At 64.1% G+C, this 12,712-nt stretch carries 14 protein-coding genes and 1 pseudogene; 7 read left to right on the top strand and 8 right to left on the bottom strand.

All coding sequences use genetic code 11. The features are described 5' to 3' along the window. The 6 genes and pseudogenes from ABYB95_RS07755 to ABYB95_RS07730 form a co-directional block, all read right to left on the bottom strand. Positions 1 to 511 (bottom strand): annotated as a pseudogene (locus ABYB95_RS07755) (hypothetical protein); the annotation flags it as partial. 109 nt (positions 512 to 620) lie between these two features. After that, positions 621 to 1,049 (bottom strand): CBS domain-containing protein, encoded by a 429-nt coding sequence (locus ABYB95_RS07750; protein ID WP_372657898.1) that lies wholly within the window; start codon positions 1,047 to 1,049, stop codon positions 621 to 623. A gap of 251 nt (positions 1,050 to 1,300) precedes the next feature. Continuing rightward, positions 1,301 to 1,789 carry a DUF1097 domain-containing protein gene (locus ABYB95_RS07745; protein ID WP_372657897.1) on the bottom strand — a complete coding sequence of 163 codons (489 nt, stop codon included), beginning with the start codon at positions 1,787 to 1,789 and terminating at the stop codon, positions 1,301 to 1,303. A 303-nt stretch (positions 1,790 to 2,092) separates the two neighbouring features. Further along, complete coding sequence (locus ABYB95_RS07740) at positions 2,093 to 2,344, bottom strand: hypothetical protein (RefSeq protein WP_372657896.1); 252 nt, start codon at positions 2,342 to 2,344, stop codon at positions 2,093 to 2,095. Positions 2,345 to 2,477: 133 nt separating this feature from the next. Then, the gene (locus ABYB95_RS07735; protein WP_372657895.1) at positions 2,478 to 3,140 is read right to left on the bottom strand and encodes a hypothetical protein; all 663 of its coding nucleotides are present in this window, start codon (positions 3,138 to 3,140) and stop codon (positions 2,478 to 2,480) included. Between the two features lie 42 nt (positions 3,141 to 3,182). Further along, positions 3,183 to 4,082 carry a peptidoglycan DD-metalloendopeptidase family protein gene (locus ABYB95_RS07730; RefSeq protein WP_372657894.1) on the bottom strand — a complete coding sequence of 300 codons (900 nt, stop codon included), beginning with the start codon at positions 4,080 to 4,082 and terminating at the stop codon, positions 3,183 to 3,185. A 112-nt stretch (positions 4,083 to 4,194) separates the two neighbouring features. Between ABYB95_RS07730 and ABYB95_RS07725 the strand changes: the two genes are divergently transcribed. The 3 genes from ABYB95_RS07725 to ABYB95_RS07715 all read left to right on the top strand — a co-directional run bounded on the left by ABYB95_RS07725 (position 4,195) and on the right by ABYB95_RS07715 (position 6,758). Continuing rightward, on the top strand, positions 4,195 to 4,965 hold the full coding sequence (locus ABYB95_RS07725) for an SOS response-associated peptidase (protein ID WP_372657893.1): 771 nt from the start codon (positions 4,195 to 4,197) through the stop codon (positions 4,963 to 4,965). A 138-nt stretch (positions 4,966 to 5,103) separates the two neighbouring features. Next, positions 5,104 to 5,787, top strand: a complete 684-nt coding sequence (locus ABYB95_RS07720; protein ID WP_372657892.1) for a glutathione S-transferase family protein — start codon at positions 5,104 to 5,106, stop codon at positions 5,785 to 5,787. A gap of 107 nt (positions 5,788 to 5,894) precedes the next feature. Continuing rightward, the gene (locus ABYB95_RS07715; protein WP_372657891.1) at positions 5,895 to 6,758 is read left to right on the top strand and encodes a DUF3014 domain-containing protein; all 864 of its coding nucleotides are present in this window, start codon (positions 5,895 to 5,897) and stop codon (positions 6,756 to 6,758) included. 31 nt (positions 6,759 to 6,789) lie between these two features. Here ABYB95_RS07715 and ABYB95_RS07710 read toward each other — a convergent pair whose 3' ends face one another. Then, a complete protein-coding gene (locus tag ABYB95_RS07710; protein ID WP_372657890.1) occupies positions 6,790 to 7,122 on the bottom strand; it encodes a hypothetical protein in 333 nt (110 codons plus the stop codon). A 148-nt stretch (positions 7,123 to 7,270) separates the two neighbouring features. Between ABYB95_RS07710 and ABYB95_RS07705 the strand changes: the two genes are divergently transcribed. Then, positions 7,271 to 7,972: a molybdate ABC transporter substrate-binding protein gene (locus ABYB95_RS07705; protein ID WP_372657889.1), complete on the top strand. Its 702-nt coding sequence runs from the start codon at positions 7,271 to 7,273 to the stop codon at positions 7,970 to 7,972. Between the two features lie 467 nt (positions 7,973 to 8,439). After that, on the top strand, positions 8,440 to 9,603 hold the full coding sequence (locus ABYB95_RS07700; protein WP_372657888.1) for a N(5)-(carboxyethyl)ornithine synthase: 1,164 nt from the start codon (positions 8,440 to 8,442) through the stop codon (positions 9,601 to 9,603). A gap of 135 nt (positions 9,604 to 9,738) precedes the next feature. Here the strand turns inward: ABYB95_RS07700 and ABYB95_RS07695 are convergent, their stop codons facing one another. After that, complete coding sequence (locus ABYB95_RS07695) at positions 9,739 to 10,014, bottom strand: DUF86 domain-containing protein (RefSeq protein WP_372657887.1); 276 nt, start codon at positions 10,012 to 10,014, stop codon at positions 9,739 to 9,741. Positions 10,015 to 10,213: 199 nt separating this feature from the next. Between ABYB95_RS07695 and ABYB95_RS07690 the strand changes: the two genes are divergently transcribed. Both ABYB95_RS07690 and ABYB95_RS07685 read left to right on the top strand, forming a co-directional pair. After that, entirely contained in the window at positions 10,214 to 11,683 is a 1,470-nt protein-coding gene (locus ABYB95_RS07690) for a sigma-54 interaction domain-containing protein (protein WP_372657886.1), read from the top strand. A 175-nt stretch (positions 11,684 to 11,858) separates the two neighbouring features. After that, a partial coding sequence (locus ABYB95_RS07685; RefSeq protein WP_372657885.1) for an ABC transporter substrate-binding protein occupies positions 11,859 to 12,712 on the top strand: 854 nt, incomplete at its 3' end.

Genomic DNA, 12,712 nt, shown 5'->3' with positions numbered 1-12,712 from the left:
TGTTGCTGCCCGGAATGTTCAGTCCCACAAACAGAATTTGACCCGATGCGAAGCGCGTGTTTTCCGACAGTTTTTGCCCTGGCCGGCCCTGCTGGTTCAGTTTCATGCGTTGCTGGCCCCAGCTGGTGGGTTGGGCAAACAGCACCTGGCGCAGGTGGTCCAGGCGCTCCAGGCTGTTGTAGCCACCGTTGTTGCTGCGGTGGCAGTCGGTCCATTCGTTGTCGCCCGGCACATAAATGGCTGGTTTCTTCAACTGGTTGAACATGCTCACCGCTTCGGTGTAGATGTTGTCGGTGCACTGGGAGCTGCCGTCTTTGATGTCGCCGTCGTAGATGGAGAACCGCGCGTCCGATCGGTTGATGCTGTCGATCACCGCTTGCGTCTGCTGGGCGTCTTGGTTCTTGGCGTAGGGCATGTCGCCCCACAGTGCAAAGCTGAACGGCTGTGCCGCAGCCAGACTGGAGAACGTGAGGGTGGCGATCAGTGCCAAGCGTTTGAAAATGGGGCGCATGCGGATTCCAAGCAAAGAAACCCGCATGTTGGCGCGCCCGTGTGTCGGTGGCGTGACGGGGCCCCGGCTTGCCGCTGGCCCGCGAGCCGGGCAGCGGCCGTCTGGGCGCTCAAGACTGGATGTAGTTTTCCAACTGGGAAATGGTCGCCTCTTGTTCGGCAATGATGTGGTCGAGGATGTCCCGGATCGACAGCATGCCCAGCACGGTTTCGCCGTCCACCACAGGCAGGTGGCGGATCTTCTTCTCGCTCATGAGCGCCATGCATTCTTTGGTGCGGGTTTTGGGCGACACCACCAGCACGTCGCGGGTCATGATTTCGGCCACGGTGGTGGTTCGCGAATTTTTGCCCAGCAGCGCCACTTTGCGGGTGTAGTCGCGTTCGGACACGATGCCCATCAGCTTGCTGCCCCGCATCACCGCCAAAGCGCCCACGCCGTGTTCGGACAGGACCTGCAGGGCCTCGAACACGGTAGCGTTGGGGGCGACGAAGCGCAGCGGGTGGTTGTTGAGTCGAAGCAGTTCGGCAACAGATTTCATGGCAGCACCTCCAATCCAGCGGGGTTGATGAAAATCCAGTGTAAGCCTCTAAGCCGGTTGCGCCTACCTTGTAATTGCTGCAAGACGTTGCCCTGGGCCATGCGGTGGGGGCAGCGCCGGGCGCGGGTTTCGGATGCCGGAAGTGCTGACCGCACCGAAACCCGAACCCGGCAACCGGGGGTCAAGCCGAAACATTGTCAAAAGCCTCTGCCGCCGCTGGCGGACAGAGGCCATGTCCTGGCGCGGCTGGCTCAGGCGGCCTTGGTCAGCTTGCCCGCGACTTGTTCGGACAACCAGCCAAAGCCCGCACCCACCACGATGGACAGGATGGTAGGCACGATCGCCGCTGTCGGCGTCATGTCCTTGCCCAGCAGGATCAAGCCCGCAACGCTGGCGAAACCGTACACGCTCGACGGAATGGTGGACAGAAACGGCAGGTGTGCCGCCAGCACGATCACCGCCGCGCCCAAGCCCACCGCCACCGGTGCGGCCAGACCACCCAGGGCGCCCAAAGGGCCGATCAGCATCACCGACACCATGCCCACCAGCGCACCAAAGGACATGCAGACCACCGTTTTCACCACCCCATCTGTTTTGCCCCCATTGTGAAAAAAGCTGGCCCAGGCCAAAAAGGCCTGCCATACCTGCATATGAAACGCGGCCAGAGGCCCCAGAAACAGCCAGGTGGCGGCGACGGCCAGCAGGCCAATGGAAATAGCCAGTGCGAACAACAAACTCATCAATGTCTCCTCGTTGGTGGAATAGAAAAATGCCCGTCCCGCAGGGGAAGGGCATTGCACACCGGTCAATTTCCATGCCATGGCGAGGTGGGGCCGTCTCAATTTGAGAAGAGCCTTGATTGCATTGCGCTTTCCAGCCTCCGGCTCGGGCGAGCGGGATGGTGTTGGCCGGTGCCTGTGCTGCTCCATGGCGCAAACGGTGTGCGCCAACGGAACAGCGGACCGGCTGCTGCGGTCCAGGCTGGCGCGCCGTTGAGCGTGCCGGCGTTCAGCGCGGGGAGGCCGCGCACGGGGGTAACCGGTTCAGCGCCCACCCGCCAGTGGCGGCCCCAGCCGCACGTTGACCTCGGCCGCATCGGGCTGGGCGAACACCGTGTTGTGCAGTTCGGTCAAGGGTCCGCCTCCCGGCTCCACGGCACCCGACGCGTCGTAGCCCACGGCTTTGAATTTCCACACCGCGCCCACGCGCTTGAGGTTGCCCACGTGCGCGCCATCGGGCAGATGCAGGCTGTAGACGCCGGCGTTGACGGCGCGCAGAGTGAGGGTAGGTGGCATGGCGTTGGTGTGGAGGCGTCGGACGGGCGAGCGAGGATGTTGGGTGTTCAGCCTGTGGCAAGGTCTGCAGCCTACCCGATGTGATGACCCGGGTGCTGCGGCGTTCGCTACCGGAAAAGGATGTGAACAGGCCTTAGTCCGGATCGGCCCCGAACACCGGGCTGCCGACTTCCACCGCTTCGACCTCGATCACACCCTCAAACAAATCGATGGCGGTGGCCGCCACCTGCGCTGTGTCGAGGTACGCATAGGCGCCGACACCGAGGGCGCCCACCACCGGCAGCCAGCGCGCCACGCCTTTGCCCAGCGCCCGCTGCGTCAACTGGGTTCCGATGCGGCGCGTGATGGCGCGGATGAGCAGCGGCGACGCGCGCCGCACCAGGGTGCGTTGGCCCACGCGGACCACCAGGTCGCGCAAGCCGTCTGCCGCCGTGTGCCGAAACAGGCAATACAGCAACTGTTCGGGCGTGAGCGTGCCGTGTTTGCCGTACAAGGCAGCGATGTCGGCGACCAGTTGTTTCTGGATTTTCCAGACCCCCACCATCTCGGGCAGTATCGTCAGCCAACCCACGGGCCCGGGCGGGAATGCCAGCGCTCCAGCGGCCAGCGCGGCTTTCGCGGCGGCGGTGTTGGCCCTTTTTCGAGCCGCTTGTTCGGGCGCTGGGATCGCGTGCGCTTTCGATGCCGGAATCTTGGCGACCAGGGGCAGGAGCGCTTGCACAAAGACGGACGAAGCGCCTGCGTCAGCGGGCTGCGTTGACGCTTCGGTTGGGGTTCGGGACTTTTTGGCTGGCATGGCATGCGTTCCTCAAAAAAAGCCGATGACCGTTGCGAGGCCTCATAGGAACAAGGCCGGGTCCACCATGGCGCGGTTGAGCATGACGCCCCAGTGCAGGTGCGGCCCGGTCACGCGCCCGGTGGCGCCGACCGCACCCAGCCGCTCACCGGCTTGCAGTTCGGCCCCGGCTTGGACATCGATGGCGCTCAGGTGGCACAGCATGCTGAGCAGACCGCCGCCGTGGTCCAGCCACACGGTGTTGCCGTTGAAGAAGTAGTCGCCGGTGTCGATCACGCGCCCGGCCAGTGGCGCCAGCACCGGCGTGCCGGTGCTGGCGGCGATGTCCATGCCGCTGTGCGGGTTGCGGCTCTGGCCGTTGAACACGCGGCGCAAGCCAAAGGAACTGGAACGCGGCCCAGCCACCGGCGCTCGCATGCGCAAGGCATCGGCTTGGCGCAGGCGTTCCGGCACTGGCTCGGTGAACGTGGCCATCACCTGTTCCAGGTGGCTGCGTTCGGCTTCGTACCGCGCCAGATCTTGCGGCGACAAATCCACATGGCCCGGCGCCACTTTCAGCCGCTGTTCGCGGTAGCGTTTGGGCACCACCGTGTGACTAAAAGACCGCTCCACACCGTCTACCTGCACCCAGACCTGGGCTTCGCCCGGCTCGGCGCTCAAAGGGATGCCGACCAGCACCGTCCAGTTGCTGGCATCGCCCAGCACCAGCAAAGGCACGTCGCCCGCGCGCGCCACCGGGCGGGCGATGGACGAACCCAGTGCCAACCGGACAACGCCGCCGGGCACGGGCGAGCCGGCCGGCCACACCGGTTCTGGCGCGGGTGGCGCGGCACCGGCTTGGGGCGCAAGACCCAGCGCTAGCAGCCCCAGTGCGGCCAGTACCGTGTGGCGGCGGGTGGCGCAGGCTGGGGTGCAAGGTGGCAGGCAATCGGGTCGTGGCATGGCGAGGGGGAGGGTGGGTAGACGCTGGGCAGGGCGGGGGCGGAAAGCTTGAAACCACATGCTACGCCTGCACGGTGGCGGTGCGTTGACGTGGCTGGGCTAGCATCACCCCATGAGCACCCAATACGAGAGCCTGCCTCTCCCCCACTTGTACCCCGACGCTTTCGGCGTTCCCGCCCCCTTGATCGAGGTGCCGCGCGAGCTTTGGCGCCGCCAGCCGGGTGTGTTCATCCGCCGGCTCGAAACCGCCGCACCCGTGGTGGAACCGTCTGGCGACGCGGACCCGGCGACAGCCACTGAGGCGGATGCCGCAGGGACGCCTGCAGTGCCTACAGCGCCCGCCGTTGCGCCGACCGTGCAGCGCGAACTGGTCGCGGGCCAGCTGGGGCTGGCGCCGCGCTGGGCCAAGTCGGCGTCCGATGCCCATTTGCGCGGGACCAAGCTGGTGAACGCACGCGCCGAAACGGTGACCACGTCGAACCATTTCCGCGACGCATGGCTGGCCGGCCAACGTTGCATCGTGCCCATGCAGTCCTTTCTGGAAGACGACTTCCGCTCCGGCAAGGCCGTGCCCACCCGCATCACCCGGATCGACGGCAAGCCCATGGGCGTGGCCGGTTTGTGGGAGTGCTGGGAAGGCAAAGACGGCGAAACCATCGTCAGCTACACCTTGCTCACAGTGAACGCCAACAGCCACGCCTTGCTGCACCGCTACCAGCAACCCGGCGCCGAAAAACGCATGCTGGCGGTGTTGAACGAAGGCGCGTTCGACGCCTGGCTGGGCGCCCGCGTCGACAAGGCGAAAGAATTCCTGCGCCCCTACCCAGCCACGCAACTCACCGCCAACCCGGTGGAGAAAAAGAAGCGCGACCCGCGCACCTGAAGCGGCTACCGCTGTGTGCGCGGTGGCGGCAGCCACTGGCCCAAGCGCAGACCGCCGGACATAAACCCACGGCTGCACGGAAGCGGCCAACTCGCTAGACTGGCCGCTCCCTCGACGCCCAACCAGGAACACCACCGCATGAAGTTTTACTACCACCCCTCCCCGAACCCGCTCAAAGTGGCGCTGATGTTGGAAGAAACCGGCCTGCCGTACGAACTGGTGCCGGTGGATACCCGCAAGGGCGAGCAGCACGCCGCCGCATACCTGGCCATCAACCCCAACGCCAAGACGCCTTCGCTGGTCGATGGTGATGCCGTGGTGTTCGACAGCAACGCCATCCTGATGTACCTGGCCGAAAAATCCGGCCAGTTCCTGCCCGACAACACGCCCGAGCAGCGCGCACAGCTGCATTCGTGGCTCATGTTTGTCGCCAGCGGCATCGGCCCGTATTCCGGCCAGGCGGTGCACTTCAAGCACTATGCGCCCGAACCCAAAGACTACGCGGTGAACCGCTACGACTTCGAAGCGCAGCGCCACTGGAACATCGTCAACGAGCGCCTGGCCACCCGGCCCTACATGCTGGGCGACAGCTACACCATCGTGGACATGGCGGTGTGGGGCTGGGCGCGTGCCGTGCCCTTCATCCTGGGCGCGGACGCCTGGGACAAGCTGCCGCACGTGAAGCGCCTGCTCGACGAAATCAACGCCCGTCCAGCCGCCCAACGCGCCGAAGCGCTCAAGACCCAGCACAGCTTCAAGGCCGACATGGACGACGCGGCGAAGAAGGCGATGTTTCCGCAGAACGCACGTCTGGCGGCGTGATTGTGTGAACAGGCCCTAGGAGCCTGCGCGGCAGAAGAAGCGTCGCTTGCAAAAAATCAGCGGTGTAGGATCGGAAGCCTCTCTAACCCGATCAAGGCAACGAGGCCATGAACCGCCCCCATTCCCGCCTACCCGTTGTCGCCGCCGTGGTGGTGCTGGCCGTTGTTGGCTACTTCGGCTGGCAGCACTTCAAGCCCACGCAAGCACCCGCCCTGGTGGAGGCACCCGTGGTGCCCACCCCGCTGGAGCCGCAAGCGGCCACGGAACCGGCCTTGCCCGATCCGTCAGCCATCCAGCACCCGATCGAGTCCATTGCCGAGGCCTCCCCCACAACGGCCGACACCGATCCGCTGCCCGCGCTGGCCATTTCCGACACCTTGGTCGGCGAGCGCCTGGCGGAATTGCTCAGCCGCCAAGACCTGCTCACCTTCTGGCAGACCGATGGTTTTGTGCGGCGTGTGGTGGCCACGGTGGACAACCTGGCGCGTTCGCATGCGTCTACCAAGCTCTGGCCCGTCAACCCCACCCCCGAACGCTTTTCCACGCGGCGCGGCGCCGATGGTGTGGAAACCATCCACCCCGACAACCGCCAGCGTTATGCGCCCCTGGTGCACATGATCGAGGCGGTGGACACGGCCAAGGCGGTGGCCGTCTACCGCAGCCTCTACCCGTTGTTTCAGCGCGCCTACGAAGAGCTGGGTTTTCCGGACGCGTATTTCAACGACCGGCTGGTGCAGGTGCTCGACCATTTGATCGCCACACCGGTGCCCACCGGGCCGCTGGCCATCACCCTGGTGGAAGTCAAAGGCACGGTGCCTTCGCTGCGCCCCTGGGTGCGGTACGAGTTCGCCGACCCGGCGCTGGAGTCGCTGTCGTCCGGGCGCAAGATGCTGCTGCGCACCGGCGCGGACAACCAGCGGCGCCTGCAGGCCAAGCTGAAAGACATACGCCAGCGCGTCGCCAAGCCGTAGGTTTGAACGGCGCAGAGCCGAGCGCGTGTCATCAAGCCTGCCAGACGCCAAAACCGGCCGAGCGCAGGTCGATGCCGATCTCGATCTCCCTTTCCACCGCCGCATCAAAGCTCATGGGGTTGAAACCCTCAAACAAATCGGGCAACAGGCGCAGGCCGTACTTCTGCACATAAGCGTTGGCCTGTATGCCGGCCTTGTGTTTGTCGAAGCGCACATCCGGGTCCAGGCCGGTCATGCCCACGTAGACACAGGGCTGGCCCTCGACGTAGCCGGGGTTGTTCTTGCGGAATTTGGCTTCCAGCAGCACGTCTTGGGACAGTTCGACCACGTAGACGTGGTGGTGGAGGCGTTTGCGGCGGGCCATGGTGGATGGGTGGGGGCTGACCTCGAATATAGGCGCCGTGCTGGATTCCCGTCTGCGGAAAAGGGAGCGAATTCTTGGGCGGTGTCGGCCACTGCCGTTGTGGTTGCGCCCCCGGTATTGTCCCGGCCAACAAGGCAAAATGGGGGCTATGCCAAAAATCAAAATGCTGAGCGGCGGCGCCGTTCAAGGGTTGGTCGCGCAACTCCAGGAATCGTTTTTGACCGAGACCGGTTGTGAGGTCGAATGCGTGTTCGACGCCGTGGGTGCGATCAAAGACGGCCTTGTCGATGGCGATAAGGCCGATCTGGTCGCGCTCACCGACGCACAAATCACCCAGATGGGCCGCGACGGCCACGTGGTGATGGACAGCGCCCGCATCCTCGGCGTCGTGAAAACCGGCGTGGCCGTGCGCAAGGGCGACCAGGTGCCCGATGTCAGCACCTCTGCCGCGTTGGAAGCCGCCCTGCTGGCGGCCGAGGGCATTTACATTCCCGACCCTGAGCAGTCCACCGCCGGTGCCCATATTCTCAAAGTGCTGAGCAAGTTGGGCATTGACGGTGACGAGCTCGCGGCGCGCCTGCACATTTTCCCCAACGGCGAAGAAGCCATGGCCGAGCTGGCCAAGGCCAAAGGCAAAGGCTTGCTGGGCTGTATTCAAACCACCGAGATCCGGTTTGCACCGGATGTTGTGGTGGCAGGACTCCTGCCGGGCAACCTGGGCCTGGCCACCATTTACACCGTGGCCGTCACCACCCAATCGAGCAACCCCGTGTACGCGGCGCAATTCATCAGCAAGCTGATCGGGCCCGATGCCGCGCCGCTTCGCATGGCCATTGGTTTCGAGGCCTGAAGGACGCAGCGTTTTCGCGTCGGTTGGATGGCTTAGGCCAGGCAGCGGGGCCGTCAACGCCTTGCCCAGCAGGGTTGCATGGAGCGTGTGGCGCGCTCCTTTTGCGGCCAGAAATGGGAATCTGACCCCAAAAAGTGGAGGGGCGTATAGTGGTCCATGACCTCGCTGGCCTGTTCAAGACGTAACGGCCAGCGTCCTGGCGGCGCATAGGCAGCGCTGCTATTCGCCGCTTTTCGGCTTTGCCGCCGTTCTGCCCCGCTCCTGTATCGCCTCCCTTCAGACGGGCTTCACGCCGCTTGTGCGCCGTGTTCGCTCCACGCCATGCCCTCGGGGTTTGGCCGGCCAATTCCCCCATTTCGTTGCGCAAACCACCGCCAGCGCCAGACCAGCCGTCTGGGCGTTGGGCTTTGCGCGCCGCGGCCTTGGCTGCGCCTTCGACCTCGCTTTTGAACCTCTCAGGAAACCCCATGAATCCAATGCAATTCGGTGTGATCGGCACCTCCAGAAAAATCGACGAGCAACGCGTGCCGCTGCACCCGGCGCATTTGCCGCGCCTGCCCGAAGCCTTGCGCCAGCGCCTGATTTTTGAAGAAGGTTACGGCGAGCCCTTTGACGTGTCCGACGCCGAACTGGCCGCGCTCACCGGCGGCACGGCCAGCCGCCACGCCTTGCTGGCCGATCTGGGTAACGTCATCGTCGCCAAGCCCGTGCTGGCCGACCTGGAAGAACTGAAAGTGGGCGGCGTGATGTGGGGCTACGTGCATTGCGCGCAACAACGCGCCATCACCCAAGCCGGCATCGACCGCAAGCAGACGCTGATCGCGTTTGAAGACATGTACATCTGGAGCCCGAGCGGGCAAGAAGGGCGCCACACCTTCTACAAAAACAACGAGATGGCCGGCTATTGCGCCGTGCTGCACGCCTTGCAACTCAAAGGCATAGACGGCCACTACGGCAACCAGCGCAAAGCCATCATCTTCAGCTTTGGCGCCGTGAGCCGAGGTGCCATCTACGCCTTGAAGGCCCACGGCTTTCGCGACATCACCATCTGCATCCAGCGGCCCGATCACGAAGTGCGCGAAGAAGTGCTCGATTGCCACTACGTGCGCATCCAAAAGGGCGGCCCGGGCGAAGCGCGCATGCTGGTGGTGGAACACGATGGCAGCTCACGCCCACTCACCGAACTGATCGCCGAATCCGAAATCATCATCAACGGCACCTACCAGGACACGGCCAACCCGTTCATGTACGTCAATGAAAGCGAAGTGGCCTGCCTCAAACCCGGCTGTCTGGTGATCGATGTGAGCTGCGACGCGGGCATGGGCTTCTTCTTTGCCAAGCCCACCACCTTTAAAAAGCCCATGTTCAAGGTGGGCAGGGTCGACTACTACGCGGTGGACCACACGCCCAACTTCCTGTGGGAAAGCGCCTCACGTTCCATCTCGGCGGCGATGATCGTGTACATGGACGTGGTGCTGGGCGGCCCCGCCAGCTGGCAAGCCAACGAGACCATTCGGCGCGCCATCAACATCGAAGACGGCGTGGTGCAAAAGCCCCACATCCTGGCGTTCCAGGGACGGGAAATGGCCTACCCCCATGCGCCGTTGTCGGCCCTGCCTTTGGCGGCGTGAGCAGGCCTTACGCGGCCGATGAAGGCATGGTCGGTCGCGTGTCGCGCAGGTGTAGCGCGTGCCAAAGGGCTTGCAGAACCTAAGCGCGTTCGTCCAGCATGAGTTGAACGGTGGCAACGCGTTTTGCGCAATGTTTCAGACCGTGCCCACGTGGACCACGGCATGGCCATGAATGAGCTGGTTTCGGCATGCGACGATCTGCCTCAGGTCTGGAACGCGCTCCCCCGGCGATGTATCCAACTCGGCCAACTGGCTCAGCGCCTCGCCGATCACTTCACATTTCCGTTCGACCGCTGCCTGCACCCGTTCATTTCCCGCATAGGCTGTGGCGTCCATCCCGGTCGTGAACGACTGGATCGCCAGTGCCGCTTCGCGCACGTCCCATAAGAAGGCGCGAGGGTCACGCTGCATAGACGGCTTCGCGGTTGCGGTTGATGCTGGCCAGCACGCTTTCACTTCTTCTTGTCTTGTTTGACAGGGTATTGCCGGGCCGTTTGAGTGATCTGCCCACAACGCGTTCCGTTTATGGTGGGCGGATTCAAGTCTGAAGTGCAGCACCTGCGTTCCAGGAAACCCGGCACCTGGCCGGGCCGCCGGTTAACATGCCGCCATGATCCGAGACGACCGCCTGCCGCGCGATGCACAAAGCATTCTGGAACTGGCCGCGCGGTCGATGTTCGAGCTGTTTGCCAATGCCAGCGAGGGCATGATGCTGGTGGACCGGCACGAAAAAGTGGTTTGGATCAACGACCAGTACCGCCGCTTCCTACCCGCCCTGGGCTTTGAGCGCGAGTCCGACTTTGTGGGCCACCCGGTTTCCAGCGTGGTGCAAAACACGCAGATGCACCAGGTGCTGGCCACCGGCAAGCCGATATTGATCGACTTGTTGTCCAACAAGGCCGGTACCTTTGTGGTGAGCCGCATTCCTCTGCGCGACGACGGCGGCGAGGTGATCGGGGTGCTGGGCATTGTGTTGTTCGACCACCCGGAGACCACCTTGCAGCCGCTGATCGCCAAGTTCGCGCGGCTGGAGCAGGACCTGAGCGATGCGCGGCGCGAGCTGGCCAGCCGGCGCCGCAGCAAATACACCTTTGCCAGTTTTGTCGGCAGCAGCGCGGCGGCGCTGGAGGTGAAGCGCCAGGCCCGGCGCGCTGCGCTCTCGAACAGCCCGGTGCTGCTGCTGGGCGAAACCGGCACCGGCAAGGAGCTGTTGGCGCATGCCATCCACGCCGCTTCGTCGCGCGCGGGGCAGCCGCTGGTGAGTGTGAACATGGCGGCGGTGCCCGACACCTTGCTGGAAGCCGAATTTTTTGGCGTGGCCCCTGGTGCCTATACCGGGGCCGACAAAAAAGGGCGCGATGGCAAGTTCAAGCTCGCCGATGGCGGCACGCTGTTTCTCGACGAGCTGGGCGATATGCCGCCCGCCGTGCAGGTCAAGCTGCTGCGCGCCCTGCAAGAAGGCGAAATCGAGCCGCTGGGCTCCAACAAACTGGTGCAGTTTGATGTGCGCGTGGTGGCCGCCACTTCGCGCGAACTGGCGCAACTGGTGCAGGACGGGCGGTTCCGCGAAGACTTGTACTACCGCCTGAACGTGTTGCCGATACGGGTGCCGCCCTTGCGCGAACGCCAGGACGATTTTCCGGTGCTGATCGAAGCCCTGTGTGAAGACATCGCCGCGCGCGGTGGTGGCTCCCAGCTGGAACTCGACACCGCCGCGCTGGCCTTGCTGACGGCCCAGGTTTGGCGCGGCAATATCCGGGAACTGCGCAATGTGCTGGAGCAGCTGGCCTTGCGCAGCGACAACCCGCACATTGGTGCCGAGCAGGTCAGGGCGGTGCTCAACGCGGCTGGCATGTCCATGGTGGCCGCGCCACTGCGGGCAGGCCCGGCGCCGGTGGTGGCTCTCGACGCCGAGGTGCTGCGCCCTTTGCCCGAACAGATCGCCGAGCTGGAGCAGCGCGCCATCGCGCAGGCGCTGTCCCGAACCGGTGGCAACCGGGCGGCCGCCGCGCGCCTGCTGGGCATCTCGCGCGCCAGCTTTTACGACAAGCTGGGTGCTGCGGATGTGTCTGAAATTTAGACGTATGTCTGGTATTTAGACACTTAAAGATGCGCAAACATGTCTGAATTTCAGACATTTCGTGCCAGCGCTTGCAATTAGTTCAAGAAAATCAAGGCGCTTCTGGCTTGGCACGAAGTCTGCGTTGAGAAAGCACGGCTTTCCAGCTGTGACCAATTCCAACAGGAGACAAGACATGCCCCATACCAGCCGCCGCCTCGCGGTGATCGCGCTCGCCTGCGCCGCCACCCTCGGTTTTGCCCAGGCCCATGCCGAAGAAATCCGCATCGCCCACATCCACAGCCTGACCGGTCCGCTGGAAGCCTATGGCAAGCAGACCACCACCGGTTTCATGATGGGCCTGGAATACGCCACCGGCGGCACCATGATGGTGGCGGGCAAAAAATTGGTAGTGATCGAGAGGGATGACCAGGGCAAGCCCGATCTGGGCAAAAGCTTGCTGGCAGCGGCTTACTCGGACGACAAAGCCGATATCGCCGTTGGTCCCACCTCGTCTGGCGTGGCGCTGGCCATGCTGCCGGTGGCCGAGGAATACAAAAAGATCCTGGTGGTGGAGCCCGCCGTGGCCGACTCGATCACGGGCGAGAAGTGGAACAAGTACATCTTCCGCACCGGCCGCAACAGCAGCCAGGACGCGATCGCCAACGCGGTCGCCATGGACAAGCCCGGCACCGTGATCGCCACGCTGGCGCAGGACTACGCTTTTGGCCGCGATGGCGTGAAGGCGTTCAAGGATTCGATCAAAAACGCCAAGCTGGTCCACGAAGAGTATTTGCCCACCGGCACCACCGACTTCACCGCCGGTGCGCAGCGCCTGATTGAAAAGCTCAAGGACCAGCCGGGCCGCAAGGTGATCTTCATCATCTGGGCCGGCGCCGGCAACCCGTTCAAGATCGCCGACATGGACTTGAAGCGCTACGGCATCGAGATCGCCACCGGCGGCAACATCCTGCCGGCCATGGCGGCCTACAAGAACTTCCCCGGCATGGAAGGCGCGGCCTACTACTACTTCGGCATCCCGAAGAACCC

The sequence above is a fragment of the Hydrogenophaga sp. genome, assembly GCF_041633695.1.
Taxonomy (GTDB): Bacteria; Pseudomonadota; Gammaproteobacteria; order Burkholderiales; family Burkholderiaceae_C; genus Hydrogenophaga.
This window is presented reverse-complemented; position numbering and strand designations above follow the sequence as displayed.

What these genes read in the sequence shown, in the direction of transcription:
- ABYB95_RS07750 (WP_372657898.1), bottom strand. Translation starts at nt 1,049, where the DNA reads ATGAAATCTGTTGCCGAACTGCTTCGACTCAACAACCACCCGCTGCGC.
- ABYB95_RS07745 (WP_372657897.1), bottom strand. Translation starts at nt 1,789, where the DNA reads ATGAGTTTGTTGTTCGCACTGGCTATTTCCATTGGCCTGCTGGCCGTC.
- ABYB95_RS07740 (WP_372657896.1), bottom strand. Translation starts at nt 2,344, where the DNA reads ATGCCACCTACCCTCACTCTGCGCGCCGTCAACGCCGGCGTCTACAGC.
- ABYB95_RS07735 (WP_372657895.1), bottom strand. Translation starts at nt 3,140, where the DNA reads ATGCCAGCCAAAAAGTCCCGAACCCCAACCGAAGCGTCAACGCAGCCC.
- ABYB95_RS07730 (WP_372657894.1), bottom strand. Translation starts at nt 4,082, where the DNA reads ATGCCACGACCCGATTGCCTGCCACCTTGCACCCCAGCCTGCGCCACC.
- ABYB95_RS07725 (WP_372657893.1), top strand. Translation starts at nt 4,195, where the DNA reads ATGAGCACCCAATACGAGAGCCTGCCTCTCCCCCACTTGTACCCCGAC.
- ABYB95_RS07720 (WP_372657892.1), top strand. Translation starts at nt 5,104, where the DNA reads ATGAAGTTTTACTACCACCCCTCCCCGAACCCGCTCAAAGTGGCGCTG.
- ABYB95_RS07715 (WP_372657891.1), top strand. Translation starts at nt 5,895, where the DNA reads ATGAACCGCCCCCATTCCCGCCTACCCGTTGTCGCCGCCGTGGTGGTG.
- ABYB95_RS07710 (WP_372657890.1), bottom strand. Translation starts at nt 7,122, where the DNA reads ATGGCCCGCCGCAAACGCCTCCACCACCACGTCTACGTGGTCGAACTG.
- ABYB95_RS07705 (WP_372657889.1), top strand. Translation starts at nt 7,271, where the DNA reads ATGCCAAAAATCAAAATGCTGAGCGGCGGCGCCGTTCAAGGGTTGGTC.
- ABYB95_RS07700 (WP_372657888.1), top strand. Translation starts at nt 8,440, where the DNA reads ATGAATCCAATGCAATTCGGTGTGATCGGCACCTCCAGAAAAATCGAC.
- ABYB95_RS07695 (WP_372657887.1), bottom strand. Translation starts at nt 10,014, where the DNA reads ATGCAGCGTGACCCTCGCGCCTTCTTATGGGACGTGCGCGAAGCGGCA.
- ABYB95_RS07690 (WP_372657886.1), top strand. Translation starts at nt 10,214, where the DNA reads ATGATCCGAGACGACCGCCTGCCGCGCGATGCACAAAGCATTCTGGAA.